This is a genomic window from Vibrio sp. Vb1729 (genome assembly GCF_033338655.1).
GTDB classification, from domain to species: Bacteria; Pseudomonadota; Gammaproteobacteria; order Enterobacterales; family Vibrionaceae; genus Vibrio; species Vibrio alginolyticus.
This window is the reverse complement of sequence record NZ_JAWOTB010000001.1, coordinates 87,956-105,986: the sequence shown is the minus strand read 5'-3', so window position 1 is coordinate 105,986 and position 18,031 is coordinate 87,956. Positions and strand designations below refer to the sequence as shown.

Annotated in this window: 19 protein-coding genes; 15 read left to right on the top strand and 4 right to left on the bottom strand. The window is 43.9% G+C overall.

Annotated features, from left to right (window positions below):
* The first annotated feature begins 377 nt into the window (after window positions 1-377).
* From zwf to gnd, 3 genes are read left to right on the top strand one after another with little or no spacing between them, the layout of a single operon-like run.
* Window positions 378-1,880 (top strand): glucose-6-phosphate dehydrogenase, encoded by a 1,503-nt coding sequence (gene zwf, locus R7E29_RS00515; RefSeq protein ID WP_213874529.1) that lies wholly within the window; start codon window positions 378-380, stop codon window positions 1,878-1,880.
* Entirely contained in the window at window positions 1,877-2,593 is a 717-nt protein-coding gene (gene pgl / locus R7E29_RS00510; protein ID WP_005387158.1) for a 6-phosphogluconolactonase, read from the top strand. Before zwf ends, pgl begins: the two co-directional genes overlap by 4 nt.
* A 38-nt stretch (window positions 2,594-2,631) precedes the next feature.
* A complete protein-coding gene (gene gnd / locus R7E29_RS00505; RefSeq protein ID WP_005377160.1) occupies window positions 2,632-4,080 on the top strand; it encodes a decarboxylating NADP(+)-dependent phosphogluconate dehydrogenase in 1,449 nt (482 codons plus the stop codon).
* Window positions 4,081-4,165: 85 nt separating this feature from the next.
* On the opposite strand, the gene R7E29_RS00500 is transcribed toward gnd, so the two are convergent.
* Complete coding sequence (locus R7E29_RS00500) at window positions 4,166-4,369, bottom strand: hypothetical protein (protein WP_054576969.1); 204 nt, start codon at window positions 4,367-4,369, stop codon at window positions 4,166-4,168.
* Between the two features lie 578 nt (window positions 4,370-4,947).
* Here R7E29_RS00500 and R7E29_RS00495 point away from each other — a divergent pair.
* A complete protein-coding gene (locus tag R7E29_RS00495) occupies window positions 4,948-5,085 on the top strand; it encodes a hypothetical protein (RefSeq protein WP_005377165.1) in 138 nt (45 codons plus the stop codon).
* A gap of 60 nt (window positions 5,086-5,145) precedes the next feature.
* Here R7E29_RS00495 and R7E29_RS00490 read toward each other — a convergent pair whose 3' ends face one another.
* Window positions 5,146-6,912 carry a sigma-54-dependent Fis family transcriptional regulator gene (locus tag R7E29_RS00490; protein ID WP_005377167.1) on the bottom strand — a complete coding sequence of 589 codons (1,767 nt, stop codon included), beginning with the start codon at window positions 6,910-6,912 and terminating at the stop codon, window positions 5,146-5,148.
* A 239-nt stretch (window positions 6,913-7,151) separates the two neighbouring features.
* Between R7E29_RS00490 and R7E29_RS00485 the strand changes: the two genes are divergently transcribed.
* Complete coding sequence (locus R7E29_RS00485; RefSeq protein ID WP_005377169.1) at window positions 7,152-8,672, top strand: aldehyde dehydrogenase family protein; 1,521 nt, start codon at window positions 7,152-7,154, stop codon at window positions 8,670-8,672.
* Window positions 8,673-8,798: 126 nt separating this feature from the next.
* Here the strand turns inward: R7E29_RS00485 and exsE2 are convergent, their stop codons facing one another.
* Together exsE2 and exsC are read right to left on the bottom strand one after the other, a co-directional pair.
* Window positions 8,799-9,104 carry a T3SS regulon translocated regulator ExsE2 gene (exsE2, locus tag R7E29_RS00480; RefSeq protein WP_005377171.1) on the bottom strand — a complete coding sequence of 102 codons (306 nt, stop codon included), beginning with the start codon at window positions 9,102-9,104 and terminating at the stop codon, window positions 8,799-8,801.
* 8 nt (window positions 9,105-9,112) lie between these two features.
* Complete coding sequence (gene exsC / locus R7E29_RS00475) at window positions 9,113-9,559, bottom strand: type III secretion system regulatory chaperone ExsC (RefSeq protein ID WP_005377174.1); 447 nt, start codon at window positions 9,557-9,559, stop codon at window positions 9,113-9,115.
* 388 nt (window positions 9,560-9,947) lie between these two features.
* Between exsC and R7E29_RS00470 the strand changes: the two genes are divergently transcribed.
* The 10 genes from R7E29_RS00470 to R7E29_RS00425 all read left to right on the top strand — a co-directional run bounded on the left by R7E29_RS00470 (window position 9,948) and on the right by R7E29_RS00425 (window position 18,024).
* A complete protein-coding gene (locus R7E29_RS00470) occupies window positions 9,948-10,361 on the top strand; it encodes a YscW family type III secretion system pilotin (RefSeq protein ID WP_054576970.1) in 414 nt (137 codons plus the stop codon).
* A gap of 608 nt (window positions 10,362-10,969) precedes the next feature.
* Window positions 10,970-11,830, top strand: coding sequence for an AraC family transcriptional regulator (locus R7E29_RS00465; protein WP_042523810.1), 861 nt, complete (start codon window positions 10,970-10,972; stop codon window positions 11,828-11,830).
* Window positions 11,831-11,978: 148 nt separating this feature from the next.
* On the top strand, window positions 11,979-12,959 hold the full coding sequence (locus R7E29_RS00460; protein WP_054576971.1) for a T3SS regulon anti-activator ExsD domain-containing protein: 981 nt from the start codon (window positions 11,979-11,981) through the stop codon (window positions 12,957-12,959).
* A gap of 12 nt (window positions 12,960-12,971) precedes the next feature.
* Window positions 12,972-13,400: a YscB family type III secretion system chaperone gene (locus R7E29_RS00455; protein ID WP_054576972.1), complete on the top strand. Its 429-nt coding sequence runs from the start codon at window positions 12,972-12,974 to the stop codon at window positions 13,398-13,400.
* Entirely contained in the window at window positions 13,397-15,271 is a 1,875-nt protein-coding gene (sctC, locus tag R7E29_RS00450) for a type III secretion system outer membrane ring subunit SctC (RefSeq protein WP_054576973.1), read from the top strand. Before R7E29_RS00455 ends, sctC begins: the two co-directional genes overlap by 4 nt.
* Window positions 15,272-15,276: 5 nt before the next feature.
* A complete protein-coding gene (gene sctD / locus R7E29_RS00445; RefSeq protein ID WP_213906743.1) occupies window positions 15,277-16,572 on the top strand; it encodes a type III secretion system inner membrane ring subunit SctD in 1,296 nt (431 codons plus the stop codon).
* Window positions 16,559-16,762, top strand: coding sequence for an EscE/YscE/SsaE family type III secretion system needle protein co-chaperone (locus R7E29_RS00440; protein ID WP_054576975.1), 204 nt, complete (start codon window positions 16,559-16,561; stop codon window positions 16,760-16,762). The genes sctD and R7E29_RS00440 overlap by 14 nt, the downstream gene beginning before the upstream one ends.
* Window positions 16,763-16,780: 18 nt before the next feature.
* Window positions 16,781-17,029, top strand: coding sequence for a type III secretion system needle filament subunit SctF (sctF, locus tag R7E29_RS00435; RefSeq protein ID WP_005377199.1), 249 nt, complete (start codon window positions 16,781-16,783; stop codon window positions 17,027-17,029).
* Between the two features lie 3 nt (window positions 17,030-17,032).
* A complete protein-coding gene (locus R7E29_RS00430; protein ID WP_005377200.1) occupies window positions 17,033-17,392 on the top strand; it encodes a YscG family type III secretion system chaperone in 360 nt (119 codons plus the stop codon).
* The gene (locus tag R7E29_RS00425; protein WP_025768115.1) at window positions 17,389-18,024 is read left to right on the top strand and encodes a YopR family T3SS polymerization control protein; all 636 of its coding nucleotides are present in this window, start codon (window positions 17,389-17,391) and stop codon (window positions 18,022-18,024) included. The genes R7E29_RS00430 and R7E29_RS00425 overlap by 4 nt, the downstream gene beginning before the upstream one ends.
* Window positions 18,025-18,031: the final 7 nt, after the last annotated feature.

The window sequence follows — 18,031 nt, the reverse complement described above, 5'->3', positions numbered from 1 at the left end:
TCTGGAGCGTTCAGATGAAACTTTTTTTATCAATAAAATACAATCGCTTATGACGTTTTGTGCAACTTATTTAAACGTTTGCACTGGCAAGTGTTGATGTAAATCAAATAGTCGTAGACAATATTGCCCCGTGTCGGACTCTCCTCCAGCGAGTACAGTGTGTACTTTTGAGACATAAGTGACTTAAATGACCTCAATACGTCGTGTTTCCAAGAATCGGAAATGCAACTTCTTGAGGTTCTTTGGGCCCATAGACTTTACCTATCAACGTAATAGGTAAGACCAATTTTCTATTTTGAGGTGCCATTGATAGGGTTGGCTCATTCTCTAGCCGTATCCGGGCACACAATAAGTACCTCGTTTTTAAGGGAAAGATGATGGTAATACCAGAAAACAGCAGCATCGTTATTTTTGGTGCTTCAGGTGACCTTACGTACCGTAAGCTCATTCCTGCTTTATACCACCTCTACGCGAACAAGCAGCTTCCAGAGAATTTTGCCATTCTGGGTGTAAGTCGCACTGAATACAGTGATGAGTCTTACCGCGCGAAGCTGAAAAAATCGCTTCAGGAAATGGAAAAGACTGAGCCAGAAACGCTTGATGCATTTATTAACCATCTGCACTACCAAGCAATTAATACTTCTGACACACAAGATTACGGTAAGCTATCTTCTCGCTTAGACCAACTTGCGGACGAATATCATTTCGAGCAACGCAATACGCTTTTTTACTTAGCAACCCCACCAAGTTTATACAGTGTGATCCCTGCAAGTCTTGCAGCACATGGTCTTAACAGTGAAGAGGATGGCTGGAAACGCCTGATCATTGAGAAACCATTCGGCTATGATCTTGAATCGGCGCGTATTCTGGACAAAGAAATTCACGAGCACTTCCAAGAGCATCAAATCTACCGAATTGACCATTACTTAGGTAAAGAAACGGTACAAAACCTACTTGTGCTTCGTTTCTCTAATGCGATGTTTGAGCCGCTTTGGAACCGTAACTTCATTGATTACGTTGAAATCACAGGCGCAGAATTCCTTGGCGTAGAGGAGCGTGGTGGTTACTACGACAACTCTGGCGCTGTGCGCGACATGTTCCAAAACCACTTGCTACAAGTATTAGCAATGGTAGGTATGGAACCACCAGCGCAAATCAATGCAGACTCGATGCGTGATGAAGTGGTAAAAGTGCTTCAATGCTTAAAGCCATTAGACGAAAACGCTCTGCGCAATGACCTAGTATTAGGCCAATACACGGCGTCTGAAGTTCGTGGGCAAAGCCTACGCGGCTACCGTGAAGAGCCGGGAGTTGCAGACGATTCTCGTACAGAGACTTACATCGGTTTGAAAGCGTACATCAACAACTGGCGTTGGAATGGCGTGCCATTTTACGTGCGTACTGGTAAGCGTCTTCCAACACGCGTTACTGAGGTGGTTATCCACTTTAAACAAACACCGCATCCTGTGTTTGGTCAAAACGCACCAGAAAACAAGCTGATCATTCGTATTCAACCAGACGAAGGCATTCAAATGAGCTTTGGCTTGAAAGAGCCAGGCGCAGGCTTTGAAGCGAAGGAAGTGAAAATGAACTTCCATTACGCTGACCTGCAAGAAACGCAAATGCTAACGGCATACGAGCGTCTTCTACTTGATGCTTTGAATGGTGATGCTACGCTATTTGCACGTAGTGACGCGGTGGAAGCGTGCTGGCAATACGTACAGCCAATCTTAGATTTTAAGCAAGATCCACAATCCCTCTTCGGGTACGCATGCGGCACTTGGGGACCTAAAGAGTCAGATGACTTGTTACAGCGTGATGGCCGTGCTTGGCGTTTCCCATGTAAAAACTTAACAGATACGGATTACTGTGAACTATGATCAACCATAAGATCTACCAAACAGCAGAACAGGTAGTTGAAAGCCTAGCTAACGATATGAAAGCGTTTAGCGAAATGGGCAGACCTGTTCACATCTCTCTTTCTGGCGGCAGCACTCCTAAAATGCTGTTTAAACTACTGGCTTCAGAGGCTTACGCAACCTCCATTCAATGGGAAAACCTCCACTTTTGGTGGGGTGACGAACGTTGTGTTGCCCCTGACGACGCAGAAAGCAACTACGGTGAAGCGAACACGTTGTTGTTTAGCCAAGTAAATATTCCTGCAGAAAACATTCACCGCATCCGTGGCGAAGATGAGCCTAAAGCAGAAGCCGAGCGCTTTGCAAAAGAGATGGCAGAGGTAATCCCGAATGAAAACGGCACACCTGTGTTTGACTGGATCTTATTAGGCGTTGGTGCAGATGGTCATACAGCTTCTCTGTTCCCTGGCCAAACGAATTATGATGATGCGAACCTATCTCTTGTGGCGTCGCATCCTGAATCGGGCCAACTTCGTGTGTCGAAAACCGCACGCGTATTAGAAGCAGCGAAACGCATTAGTTACTTAGTGCTTGGTGCAGGAAAAGCGGACATTGTTGAAGAAATTAACAGTTCACCAGCACACGCACTGCCATACCCAGCGGCTAAGATTCAAGCGAAATCGGGCCTAACGGAATGGTATTTAGATTTAGACGCGGCAGCAAAAATTGCTTAAGACGCTGCTCGTCGATGAAATAAAATTGGAGAGAAACAATGAAAGGTGATATCGGTGTAATTGGCCTAGCAGTAATGGGTCAAAACCTTATCCTAAACATGAATGATCACGGCTTTAAAGTGGTTGCTCACAACCGTACTGCTGCTAAAGTAGACGAGTTCCTGGAAGGTCCAGCAAAAGGCACGAACATCATCGGTGCATACTCTCTAGAAGAACTAGTAGAGAAGCTAGAAACGCCGCGTAAAGTAATGTTGATGGTTCGCGCTGGTGACGTTGTAGACAAGTTCATCGAAGCGCTAGTACCTCTGCTAGACAAAGGCGACATCATTATTGACGGTGGTAACACTAACTACCCAGATACAAACCGTCGTGTTGCTGCACTACGTGAAAAAGGTATCCACTTCATCGGTACTGGTGTATCTGGTGGTGAAGAAGGTGCGCGCTTCGGTCCATCTATCATGCCTGGCGGTGCTGCTGAAGCATGGGAAGCGGTTAAGCCTATCTTCCAAGGTATCGCTGCGAAAACTGACGCTGGTGAGCCATGTTGTGACTGGGTTGGTAACGACGGTGCTGGTCACTTCGTTAAGATGGTACACAACGGTATCGAATACGGTGACATGCAGCTTATCACAGAAGCTTACCAGTTCATGAAAGACGGTCTTGGTATGTCTGCAGACGAGATGCAAGCAGTATTCGCTGATTGGAACAAGACTGAGCTAGACAGCTACCTTGTTGAAATCACGGCTGACATTCTTGGCTACAAAGATGAAGACGGTGAGCCTCTCGTTGAAAAGATCCTAGACACAGCAGGCCAAAAAGGTACTGGTAAATGGACTGGTATCAACGCACTAGACCTAGGTATTCCACTAACACTTATCTCTGAGTCTGTATTCTCTCGTTGTCTATCTGCACTGAAAGACCAACGTGTTGAAGCTGAATCTCTATTCGGTAAGACAATCACTCCAGTTGAAGGCGACAAGCAAGAGTGGGTTGATGCACTACGTCAAGCGCTACTAGCTTCTAAGATCATCTCTTACGCTCAAGGCTTCATGCTAATGCGCGAAGCATCGAACGAAAACGGTTGGGACCTAAACTACGGTAACGTAGCACTAATGTGGCGTGGTGGTTGTATCATCCGCTCTGCGTTCCTAGGCAACATCCGTGATGCGTACGAAGCGAACCCAGACATCGCATTCCTTGGTTCTGATGAGTACTTCAAAAACATCCTACAAGGCAGCCTAGCAGCATGGCGTAAAGTAGCAGCGAAATCTCTAGAGTCTGGTATCCCAATGCCATGTACGATTTCTGCGCTATCTTTCCTAGACGGTTACACGACAGCTCGTCTACCAGCGAACCTGCTTCAAGCTCAACGTGACTACTTCGGTGCTCACACTTATGAGCGTATTGACCGTCCACGTGGTGAATTCTTCCACACTAACTGGACTGGTACAGGCGGCGACACAGCGTCCACAACTTACGACGTTTAATCCGCGGTCAGTAAGCTGATCAAAGTAAAAGGGTGCCCAAGTGGCATCCTTTTTTGTGTTTGCTTTTACGGAACTTCAAGAGCGCCTAGGCGCTCTTTTCAGTGGTCGTTTTCTTGCTTTGATAAAACCTGTCCTTTAGGTAGAGAATTGCACTGACCACAAGAGCCACTAAAGAAACAGTAAATAGGGCGTACATGCTGAGAATCCATGCGAATGTGGCCGTCAAGAATGCGATGAAGGAAAACATCCTGCTGAAAGACATCACATGGCCAAGTTTGTTACTTTTCATAAACGCCTCCCGAAGCTAAGTGGGGATAGACAATTGTGGTCATATGCCACACTTTTAATTGTCTGCTCTTTTGGGGCGTTTCACACAAAAAAGTGGCTAAAGATTTCTCAAAAAAGGTGAAATATTGAACTGGTAGACAAATCGTTAAACTGAGTTGCACAGATATGACTTCGGTTGTCTATCACTTCAAAGTTTTTAACTACGCAGATTAAGGGCATGTAGCGTTATTATTATCGTATTCGAACTCTACGATACACAATTGCAAGTGAACCTACACTCGTAAGCTCATCCCTGTCGTCAGTTACAGTAAAAGCTTTTTTCTCTTTTTAACAATACCTTAGTAACTACGGGCAATTAAACCCGTTTTTCGATCGAAACTCAGATTGCACAAAAGGTGAAAAAGAGTGCTAGGTAAGCCTTTAAACTACGCCTATAATTAGCGCCCACATGGAGGATGTTTATTATATGAACATCCTTTATTTTTTGAAACTAGCAACAAGGATCCAGTAAAACATGTTTTTCTGGTTTTGTTTACGTCGACCAAGAAGGTAATTAACACAGCAAATTGAGGTTCTAAGATGACTCTTAACAAGTACTTTGTTTTCATTCCAGCAGAATTGGAACAGGAAATGCACAAGGACAATCAAGTGATCTCTGAGAAGGAAACTCAACGTCAGGCATTAGTAAAACAGGCACAACAACAAGGCGGCCTGTAAGCTAGGTTTCAAAGAGAAAGAGCACCGCAACGGTGCTCTTTTTATATCTGAGGTCGTAAATTAACTTAATATGCCAAGGCTTTTCAATTTTCTGTAAATGGTATTTCGGCTCACACCAAGCATACGAGACGTTTTGCTAATGTTCCCCTGGTTGGCTTGATATGTTTTGAGCAACTTATCTTCGACGGTTGCACGCAGTTCTGAAGTTGGTTCAGCCGATGCTGCTCCTTCTTGAGCTTGGCTTAGTTTCTTACTTAGGTGGGCTGGGACGTGTGTGAGTTCCAATATTTCTTCACCTTGCGCCATTAAGGCGGATACTTTGATTAAACTATCGAGTTCACGCAAATTTCCTGGCCATGAGTAAGACAGCATCAGAGAAAGGAGGTGAGGGCAAAGCTGTTGTTCAGATTCGGCGTGACGCCGATGAATGTTCTCAATCAGTTGTCGTTTGTCATCACGTTCCTCAAAGCGAGGTAGCTCAATGATCAAGCCATTAAGGCGATAATACAAATCTTGTCGGAACAATCCTTCGCTGACCAAATGTTCCAGATCTTTATGCGTGGCTGCAATGATTTGCGTATCGACTTGAATGCTTTGGTTGGAACCCACGGGAAGCACGGTTTTATCTTGCAATACATGGAGCAATCGGCTTTGAGCTTCCAAGGGTAAATCTGCGATTTCATCTAGAAACAAAATCCCTTTGTGTGCTTGGCGAATTTTTCCCTGATAGCCTTTGCTGTTTGCGCCAGTAAAGGCACCGGCTACGTAGCCAAATAATTCAGATTCAACCAGATCTTTTGGTAGCGCTCCGCAGTTGACGGAAACTAACGGTCCCGTTTTTCTCTGGCTGTTTTTATGGAGTGCTTTCACAAACTCGTTTTTGCCAACACCAGTCTCTCCGAGAATCAACAAACTGATGTCTTTATCGATGACGCGATTGGCTTGCTGCCAACAGTGCTCAACAGCGGAGTCGCCATAATGAAGATCATTGGACGCCGCTACAGCACGAGACTTGACCTTGCTATCTTTATCGGTAAGCGGTTTTGTTTTGAAAACGAAAGGGTGCTCATTTCCCCGAGTGGATAGAATGTCGTCTAAGGATTGCCCAATGATACTTTTTTGCGCAAAAAGTTGAGAGGCTACTTGATTGTGAGCCAAAACTTGTCCGTCTTCATTTGCAATGATAATTCCTTGCCAACCACTATTCAGTAAACCTTTTTCGCACGCTAAATCCACACGAATATGCCCTTGTGGAATCAAGTTAAGTAGTTGATTCTCCACTTGCTGGACCATGTTTTGTACTAGTACTTGAGTTGAGAAGTCATGTCTCTTTTGCTCGCTCGTAATATCTAATACGCCAATGAGGTTACCAAGATGATCGAAAATAGGATTAGCCGAACAGCTAATAAAACGATGGTGTTGGATAAAGTGCTGATCACCAATAACAGAAACGGGCTTTGCTTCAACCAAAGCTGTACCAATCGCGTTGGTGCCTTTGACCTTTTCTTGCCAGCATGCTCCAGAGCTTAGCGAGATTTCCGTCAACTTTTCACGAAATCTAGGCTGTCCCCAACTGCCGATGATGACACCATCTGAGTCCGTCAAAATTAAGCGACTGTCGCTATGAGCAAATAGCTGATTAAACAAAGGGAGCGCAAATTGAGTGACTGCCTCTAGCAAAAAGTTGAGTTGGTGACGCCTATCTTGGAGCGTTGCTGGCGTTACTCGAATATCTTCAGGGCGTCGACGCTGTTTTAAACCCGCTTGTTCACTTCTGACCCATGAAGTTGAAAGCCAATTGTTATCGCTAATGTGTTGAAGTTCCATGACTGTACCATTTTGTCACAGTGAGGGTGTACCATTTTGGAACACTTGAACATTGGTGTTTACACCATACATCCGCTCAAACATCGCTCACTTGGTTTGTTATCGCTTGGTAATCATAGTTTTACATTTAATTAACAACAAGTGTGGCGTAGTTGGCGTGTGACTTGCGTAATGCTCTTTGTGAACAGTGCGATACGACACTGCAATAACACATTGAACGAGAAACAAAAGGAAGAGTTATGATCTATGCACAGCCAGGTAGTGAAAATGCCATTGTTAACTTTAAATCGCATTACGATAACTTTATCGGTGGGGAATGGGTAAAACCAACGGGTGGTGAGTACTTTGACAATATCTCACCAATCAACGGACAAGCGTATTGTAAAGTTGCTCGCTCTGGCGAGGAAGATATTAATTTAGCACTGGATGCCGCGCACAACATCAGAGCAAAATGGGCCAAAACCAGCGTGACAGAACGTTCGAACATCTTGCTGAAAATTGCTGACCGTATTGAGCAGCATCTAGAAGAGCTTGCAGTTGCAGAAACTTGGGAAAACGGCAAACCAGTTCGCGAAACCTTGGCGGCAGATTTACCTTTAGTAGTGGATCACTTCCGTTACTTCGCTGGCTGTATTCGCGCACAAGAAGGCAGTGCGGCAGAACTGGATGAGCACACCGCAAGCTACCACTTCCCAGAACCGATTGGTGTGGTGGGTCAAATTATTCCGTGGAACTTCCCAATGTTGATGGCGGCTTGGAAACTAGCACCGGCACTAGCGGCGGGTTGCTGTGTGGTATTGAAGCCAGCAGAGCAAACCCCAACATCCATTCTGGTTCTGATGGAAAAAATCGGTGACCTTCTTCCTCCTGGTGTCATCAACGTTGTAAACGGATATGGTTCTGAAGCGGGTCAAGCATTAGCAACCAGCAACCGCATTGCGAAACTCGCTTTTACCGGGTCTACGCAAGTTGGCAACCACATTCTGAAATGTGCAGCAGACAACTTGATCCCATCGACAGTTGAGTTAGGTGGTAAATCTCCAAACATCTACTTCTCAGATATCTTCGATTACGAAGATGAGTATCTTGATAAGTGTATCGAAGGTACGTTACTTGGTTTCTTCAACCAAGGTGAAGTTTGTACTTGTCCATCTCGCGTACTGGTTCATGAAGCGATTTATGACAAGTTTGTAGAGAAACTGACGGAACGTGCACAGCTGATTAAACAAGGTAATCCGCTCGATACCGATACTCAAGTCGGTGCTCAGGCTTCTCAAGAACAGTTTGATAAGATTTTAAGTTACCTGGAAATCGGCCGTGAAGAAGGCGCAAAAGTGGTCTTTGGTGGTGGAGTGTCAGAACAGCCAGAGTCTATCAACCAGGGGTACTACATTCAGCCAACCATGTTGGAAGGCCACAACAAGATGCGAATCTTCCAAGAAGAAATCTTTGGCCCAGTGATTGCTATCACCAAATTCAAAGATGAGGCTGAAGCGTTGGAAATCGCAAACGACACCGAATATGGCTTAGGTGCAGGTGTTTGGACACGTGATGCGAACGTCGCATATCGTATGGGCCGTAATATTGAAGCTGGTCGAATCTGGATTAACTGTTACCACGCTTACCCTGCACACGCAGCGTTCGGTGGTTACAAAAAATCGGGTATCGGGCGCGAAACGCACAAGATGATGCTGGATCACTACCAGAACACGAAGAACTTGCTGATTAGCTACAGCATCGACCCGTTAGGCTTCTTCTAGTGAAACTAATTAATTAATAAAGAAAAAGCAGTATGAATCAAAACCCCGAATCTTCGGGGTTTTTTATTAGCGTGAGCTTGTCGGCTGAAGGTTAACTTAGATGTTTAACCTGCTTATATTGTGATATCAGGAACGTTGAATTATCGCCACTTTTCGTTCCATAAGCTTTTCTACGGCGGCGTTTTGCTTGTCAATATTGAGTTGCGGATCAAAGTCCAAAACGCGATTGCAAGATTCGAGACTGGCAAATTGATTTAAACATTCACCAAGCTCTCTTTTAGAGCTTGTTCGCGTCATACTGCTTTCTGATGAGGAGAGTAGGGTGACTTTACGGCCATGAAACGTTCCTTGCGGCACTGCATCACTTTGCTGCGCTTGTTGAACGTCATGAACCGATGAATTGGTGTATGTGGATTGGATGTCATTGGACATAAAGACACCTAAACTCTCAAGTCTAAAGTTTGTGGCATCGGTGGTGCCTCATCAATGGTTACATGAGAAGACAATAACGCTTCCCACGACTCGCTGTGCGTCAGCAATTCTGCTAAAGCTGTTTCAAAATATTCGTAATCCAGTCGCCTAATGTTAATGAGTCGGTTTAAACATAGGACATGTCGGTGGTTATCTAAACTAAAAAATAACTGGTGCTCAGGCCAGTGATAATTAAAGGCCAAGAAAGAGCGATAGAGATCGGAATTTACAATTTGAAGGCCAACAATCTCAGCTTCGAGCTGCAAAGTTGTCGATTCAGGATGAAAGATGATATGCACCCTTAGATTATCATCAAAGGCTAAGCTTACTTCATTTTCCGTTAGATGCAGTGCAGGCAAGCCTATTTGATGAGCAAACTTTAGCAAAATCTCATCGATAGTTTGGCGTGCTGACATAGGAATAGTCCCTTTTGAAATTTTATCAAGGAAAATATTAGATGTATCTCTTCATGTTTATCAATATTAGTCGGTTGTTATTATATTTTGGCTTTTAAATGTGTTGAGAGAAATAGAAAGATAAAAGTAAGTGTGTTCAGATGCATATCTCGATGGCAATGATATATATGAATATCCTTTTTCTCTAATGAACTTCAATTAAGGAAGGAATGAAAGAGAGCAGAAACTGTTTTTGAAATTACAGTCCATGTTAACTACGTGTTGTTGAAAAATGCGATTTATTGTCCGCTTGTAGTATAAATATAAGTTGATCTTTTATATTTTTACATAAAGAATTGTGTGAATTTCAAATGAGCTAGATTATATAAAATACGTTTATGGGGTCATAATGAACAATTCTATATGGGCTGGTTTTATTGGGTTATTCATACTGAGTGGGTGCAGTCAGACTGTGTCCGTCAATGGGGTGGATGGCTTTGATACACAGAGTCAGGCATCAGTCTATGGTTGGGTTTCTGTCGACGGCTACTTTCCACCTTCGATTACTTCTCTTGAGGTGGAAATATGTAAAGTTATTGATAATCAATGTCTTAAATCGGCATCTCAGAGCTACCAAGGTGTTCAGTTGCCTGTGCAGTATTCGTTTTTAATTGCACCAATTCAAGCTGGTGAAGGAAAAATGAAGATTATTGGAAAGCTTTATTCAAACGGTGATCTCGTTGCGGAAAAAGAAAAGAACTATTTATTTTTTGAGGGAAATAAACAAGAAAACTTGATTCTTGTTCCAAAAATAAACAGATAAAATTTTAAGTACTACATTTTTATTAGAATTTTCTAATTTATAAAAATAAAGACCATATCTTTCCTTTTGTGAAAGATTTGTTGTCTTTTATAAACATTAATTACATGACTTTGAAGTCATCGGGTCAGTTGTTTTTTAGACTCATACTTGTTGCAAAAACAGTATTTTTTATGATTATATCTCGCTCCTTGAACACGTTGGCTTGGCGTTTAGGCTATAAAACATACATTTTTATGATTTTGGAAATTTAATTTTGTTCTCGAAACGATGCCGAAATCTATTTAATTGTATTCTAATGTATAACAAAACAACCAAACTTAAATAACGAAATGATATTTAAGTTTTGGCTAATGATAAACGCTATCTGATAAAAATAATAAAGACGGACAGCAGAAATTTACTAAGTCAAACCTTTACCTTTAGGTAAAGGTAATGCTTGGGTTATTTGCTAATTATTCGGGGGGTATGGTAAGTGATAGAACTTCTATGCTCTTTTCTTTGCTTCTTTAATTCATACAGCAGTACTTAGAAATAACAACAATCAAAGTAGTGCTTTGAAAGTTTCTCAACATTTGCACTGAGAAACTCAAAATAATGAAGGGTAGAAAATGGATGTGTCAGGCCAACTAAACTCAGAAAGGGTCGACTCGAGTTCACGAAAAATTCGTAGTTTTTCCTGCTATGAAAAATCTGACGAAGTATTTCACTCAGACCAGTCTCACATTGTTGTCGTTCACAATGGTCAGCTTCGAGTTCAAACAGGTGATTGCACAATCGATGTTGCTGCAGAAAATGGGGTATTTCTATCCCAAGGAGATTACTTGTTAGAGTACTCTCCGCTAGATGGGGCATACAAAGCGTCGATTATTGCTTACGACAGTGAACTCGTTAGTCAGTTGCTGCAAAAACACAGTGATCTCTTGATGATGCTGCCTAAGGTAGACAAAGTTTGTTCTGGTTTGTTTACTTTTGGTTTGAACATACTCGTTGAACAAGTGCTTTCTAGCATGCAGACGCTTGAGCAACAAGCGTACCCTGATGCCATTATGTGCCTAAAATACGAAGAACTACTCATTCTCTTGCTACACAGTAAAGGAGGAGAATCACTGTATGCGTTGCTGTCACAACAAACAAACCGTACGTCGGAACGGTTACGTCGATTTATGGAACAGCATTACTTAAAAGAATGGAAGTTGACAGACTACGCGCAGGAGTTTGGTGCCAGCTTAACCACTTTTAAAGAGCTTTTTAATGAGCACTATGGCATTTCTCCAAGAGCTTGGATCAGTGAGCGTCGACTACTGCATGCTCATAAACTGCTGTTGACGAGCAAGATGAGCATCGTAGATGTGGCGATGGAGGCAGGGTTTTCCAGCCAGTCTTACTTTACGCAGAGTTACCGTCGTCGTTTTGGAACGACCCCAAGCCGCGTACGTTCGGGAGACGATCAAGTGGCTATCGCGAAATGAAATGACTTGGGACTAAAATTTTCTGACTAATTTTGAAAGTCACTCACCAGTGTAAATTCTATTATGTATCGTGTAACAACGAACGATTAAAAATTATTACATCTCTTTCTTTCTGGATTGTTCGAAAGGGGTGCGGAGACGAACATAAATGAAAAAGCAGCATTGGCGACGCCGTTCGCTTTTTCCAGACAGCATAGTGACACAGCGGAAAGTGACTGTTTTACAAAGAGGAGCTCGTTATGAAAGCGCCTCGAAACCTACGCAGGATCTCAATGTTGTGCACGTCAATCACCGACAATTGTTGAGTGAAGGCGTCATAAATTATGAGCAGTTATCTTTACTTCAACGCTTGTTGGATAGAAATGTCGTCGATAGCCTATGCGCTAGCCAGTTAGTTAAAACGTATCAAAAACTTGGTGCTTCGATAGACCGGTTTGCCATGCGTTTATTTTTGGAAATTGGATCGCAGCTCAGTGATAGCAGCACAATCACAACGTTCGAACAAAGGCTGGACTACATCAACTCTCGTCTGGGCTTTCGCTTTAATTTGGCTGTCCCAAAAACGTTGATGCTTTGTTTCCATTTATCACTCAACGAGTGGATTAACCGACAAGTCGATCAAAGTGCTCTTCATGCTTCGATTAAAGTTGAACAACTTATCAATCAACTCGATATTCAGAAGGAATATTGGTCGAAGCTATCAGGGGAAGACACCAGTGCCGTCTTTGTTCAACAGCAACTCGATCTTATTAAGAGCCAGCAGCATCAACTTAAAAAGCAACTTGGGACGTTAAGCGAACAACAGTTGCAAGTGATTGAATGTCATCGTTTGTTAATTGAGAAGTGGCAACCGTCTTTAGACGAGCTGAAAGGGTTCGCGGAGTACACCTCTACAACCGAACAATTTATTTCTGAGTGGAAAAATTGGTGTTCGGAAGTGCGACTTGAAGCCCCTGAGCTGAACGAAGTTTGGGATGCATGCGATGTGGTTTACAACGACCAAAATGCGGTTGCGAAAGTATGGCAATGGTTCAAGAACATGCACACTGTTGGTGATATCGATCACTACTATTTTGATACTCAAAGTGGTCAGTGCGGCCAGGCTTGCAATCACCTCAGCCAGATCTAAATAGGGCGTTAAATGTTAGATAAGATGATGAAATCTTTAGCGGAAGCGCTAAAGGTAGGGGATTTTATTGCCTCAGAAAATGGTTCTTACAACATCGAGGTTGACCAGTTATCACTGACCATCAAGCAACATGCGTCATGGATTTTATGGGAAGCGACGTTACCCTTCCAGTTTAAAGAGCATCTAGATTATCAACAAGAACAAGCGTTACAACGTTGCATGCAGCTCTCATTAAAAACCATTCGTGAGGATGGCAGCGTACTGACAACCAATGATGATCAGCAATTGATTTTGCAAAGTAAAGTAAGGGTTGAGGACTGTTCGGTGGAACGGTTCTCTGCTTTGCTTTCTGAGCACGTCAACCTATGCGAACGTTACATTGCATTATTGGAACAAGAACGTGTGAACCACACAATCAACCATACAGTGTGGTTACCATGATGCTAAAAATCTTTCCCAACATTAGGCGTGCTGCAACAAAGGCATTGTTATGCGCAGTGAGTGTTGTTCCTTTGGGATACGCGCAAGCAACAGACTTACACTGGCCCGAACAACCGTTCCGCTACTATGCAGATAACGACTCATTAAAAGAGTTGTTGAATAACTTCGGTGCAAATTATCGTGTCTCGGTTTCTGTTAGTGACAAAGTCAACGATCGAGTGAATGGGCGTTTTACCCCTGAAGATCCGGCGGAATTCCTCGATTACTTATCGCAAGTGTACAACTTGATGTGGTATTTCGATGGTGCCGTCTTACATGTCTATAAGGCGACAGAAACTCGCTCACGTTTACTTCAATTGGAATTACTTACGGCTAGAGAGCTACGCAGTACGTTAATTTCCACCGGCGTTTGGGATTCTCGTTATGGTTGGAGAGCTGCTGAGAGCAAAGGGTTAGTCTATCTTGCGGGTCCTCCACGTTATGTCGACTTAGTGGTACAAACGGCGGAGGCATTGGAAACGCGCTTGCTGCAGAAATCGAATTCAACCGACGAATTATTCGTTGAGATAATTCCTTTGAAGTACGCTTCTGCAACGGATAGAGAAATTTCATATCGAGATCAGACAATTACGGTCCCTGGCATCGCATCGGTGTTAAAACGGGTCGTGTCTGGTGTTCAAACGCAAGTGGCGAGTGCGTCTAGCAAAGAAGTTACCAGTCCAGATACGCCTGTAAAAAGTAATAAAACCGCCTCAGTTCATGGTGGCGCAACAGTTGAAGCAGAGCCGGGCCTTAATGCGATTATCGTTCGTGATACTCAAGCACGATTACCGCTCTATCGTAAACTGGTCGCGCAATTAGACCAGCCGCAATCAAGAATTGAAGTCGCGCTATCGATTGTCGATATCAGTGCCAACGATTTAAGTCAGTTAGGCGTGGATTGGCGAGCGGGAGTGTCTGTCGGAAACAACCGCATTGTCGATATCAAAACAACAGGTGATGTGAATTCGGGGGATGTGACGCTCGGCAGTGGACAGAACTTTAAGTCCTTGCTTGATTCAACCAACCTAAATTACTTGCTGGCTCAAATTCGTTTATTGGAATCCAAAGGCAGTGCTCAAGTGGTTTCAAGACCAACATTGTTAACTCAGGAAAATGTCGAAGCGGTACTGAACAACAGCAGCACGTTTTACGTCAAGCTGGTTGGTAAAGAAACCGCAGCGCTGGAAGAGGTCACGTATGGCACGTTACTGAGAATTGTCCCACGTATCGTTGGTGATAGATTTGCTGCACGACCTGAAATTAACCTGAGCCTTCATCTCGAAGACGGTGCAAAGATCGCTGATGGTGGCGTCGATGACCTTCCTTCCGTTCGTAAAACTGAAATCAGCACCTTAGCGACGGTTAAACAAGGGCAAAGCTTACTTATCGGTGGTGTGTACCGAGATGAAGTGAGCCATCAGTTACGTAAAGTGCCATTGCTAGGAGACATCCCATATTTAGGCGCGCTGTTTAGAAGTAATACCAATACTAAGCGCCGCACAGTACGAATGTTTATTTTAGAACCTCGAATTGTTGTGGATGGTATTGGCGATAGTGTGTTGATTGGCAACGAATATGACTTGCGACCAAGTATCGGCAAGCTTAACAACATCTCCAACAATAGCGCTGAATTTAAATCGGTAGTGGAAGTATATAGCTGCACATCGAGGGTTCAAGCCGAGCGCTATCAACAAGACTTATTGTCACAGCAAAAGTCGTCTCAATTAACGCAGTGCCAATTACCAACAGGGCAAAAGGGTTGGCGGGTGAAAGTATTGGAATGTGATGACTCACAAAGTGAGTGTGTGCGCCCTTCAGAGGAGTCTTAATCGCGATGCAGCAATGGAAAATTCGTATTTTATCAGGCGTGCATACCGGAGTAGAAGTCACCTTACCTGAAGGTGCTCTCGTGCTTGGCAGTGACGACTTTATTGCTGATCTTGTACTGTCTGATGCTGGGGTCGAAGCGAACCATTTCACCCTCGTTTGCCAGCAAGACTCGGTCATTTTACGAGGCTGCGAAGAGGCAAATATTAACAGTGAAGACATCGCTGTTGCAGGTGATGGTATCGAGTTGTCACGCCATGCTATTGTCTCGGTCGGCGTTGTGAAGTTCGCTCTGGGATACGCGGAAGATGCGTTAATTGTGAGTAACGTCAGCGACGAATCTAGCCAACAGAATACACCTGTGGTTGCTGTGCAACGCTCTAGCTGGAAAAAAACAACGCTCATCGCTTTGCTTTGTAGTTTTGTCCCGAGTGTCATTTTTGCCGGTATGTGGTACAGCCAAGCTAACGGCAATGAAATTGTTACAGAAGCAGAACCCATTGTTTTGGTACGTAACATCTTAGGCGAGCTCAAACTTAGCGACGTTCGTGTGGAATGGAATGCCGCCGCACGCCAAGCAGTCCTAGAGGGCTATGTTGAAGACCGAACACAGAAACTCGATCTGCTTGGTCGAATTGATGTATTGGGCATCAATTACAAAAGTGACTTAAGAACGATGGAAGAAATCCGTCGCGGGGTTCGATTTATTTTGCGCAACCTCGGCTATCACCAAGTGAAAGTCGAAAATGGCGATGAGACCGGCACACTGCTGCTGACGGGCTATATCGATGATGCAAGCCGCTGGAACCAAGTTGAACAAATCTTGGAGCGAGACGTGCCGGGTCTTATTGCGTGGAAGGTTGAACTGCAGCGAGCGGGTGCCTACATGGATACGCTAAAAGCGTTATTGACGGATGCGGAGCTACTGAAAAAAGTCCAGTTGGTCACCAGCGGTGATCGCATCGAAGTTCGTGGTGAGCTTGATGATATCGAAACGACTCGATTTTACGGTGTGACCCGAGACTTCCGGGAACAATATGGTGAGAAACCGTACTTAGTTTTGAAATCCATACCTAAGGTGAATAAAGGCACCAACATCGATTTCCCGTTTCGTAGCGTTAACTTTGGCCAGGTTCCATATGTGATTCTGACCGATAACGTTCGCTATATGGTCGGTGCAAGAACGCCTCAGGGCTACCGAATATCCAGTGTTACACCTGCTGGTATTGAGTTGGTTAAAGGCGGGCGGGTGATAACAATAGAACTTGGATATGAAGGTGAGACGAACAATGACAAATCTTGAACAAATTTTAAATAACGACACAAACGGTGCGGAAGTGCACAAGATTAAGAGCAAGCTCTTAGAAGCACAAGCGGTGGTGAAACGTCAGTTGGATTTAGGGTGCTCACCACAGCAGTACCAATTACTACTCAAACAGTATGAAGCTTACACTGCCGCCCAGGCGGTCGTTGAATCATACGAAGCTAACTAAAAAATACGAGGAAGTCTTATGTCATTTTACGATGCTAGTAACAGTGTAAACCTTGATGATGTTAAAGCTAAGTTAGAACAACAAGCGAAAGATGCCAACACAGAAGTGACGGCAGCCATCAAGAATCTAGAAACCAATGCCGATGATCCATCAAAGCTTGCCGAGCTTCAGCACGCGATCAACAAATGGTCTGTTGTTTACAATATCAATGCGACCACGACTCGTGCGATTAAAGATGTGATGCAGTCGATTCTCCAGAAGGTGTAAAGCATGGAACGAGAAACGCGCCAACTGCTGGCTGAAATCGCGCTGATGGCAACAGGTATGCATCGTCATCAAGAAGCCAACACGATTGCAGATGGCCTTGAAGCAAGCTCAGGTTCTGAAGAGACCGTTGCGATGATTCGTGCAATGAGCCTCATGAATAAAGGCTTGTATGAAGAGGCTCATCAATTACTCGAACCACTTTGTAATGCCTATCCAGATCTGATCAGCTTAGCGGCTCTTGCTTCTGCCAAAGCCGGTTTACTGAGCAAAGCGGAAAGCTGGGTAGAACTTGCGTCACAAGGAAGCGAAGAAAGCCAAGCATTTGCTGCGAGCTTTTCTCAGGACATTAGGAATCTTGGATGATCATTGATTCAAGTAACCTAAGTCTTCAACACCAATCTTTGCGTCAGTCGGAGTCGCGCCATTATGAGCGGAGCGATGAAGACAAGATGAAAGCACTCATGGAGCGAAGTGACAAGCAAGAGCAAGTTTCACATGTTTCTCCAAAAGAGACGCTAGAGAAAACAGAAGCGAAACTGGCGGAGATTAAAGCGTGGTACGAATCATTAAAAGACGCAGAGGTTGTCAGTAAACAAAGTGTCTTATCATCGTTAAATGAAGCGTTTTCCGACCCTCAAGTTAAACGAGAGGCAATGTGGTACGCCTTTCATGAGGCGAAGAGTGCAAAAGGCAACGAGCAGCCACAATCTGATTTGTTAAAGGTGTTGAAGCAGGAGTTACTAGGGAATTTTTCGGGACAGCTTATTGCCGAACCACCTGCTGATAAAACAGCACTAAAAGCAATGCTAGCGCAGCATTTTCCACTGGGTGCCCAGAAAGAACAAGCCTTATGGCATTGCTGGGCAGAGTTGAAGTCGTTACCTGATATGGCATCAACACTGGACATGGTTCGTGATGAACTTAGCTTCATGATCCAAAAAAATGCGATGGTGAAAAACATCATGACTCACAGTCACAAGTTAGATTTATCTTAGGAGTACA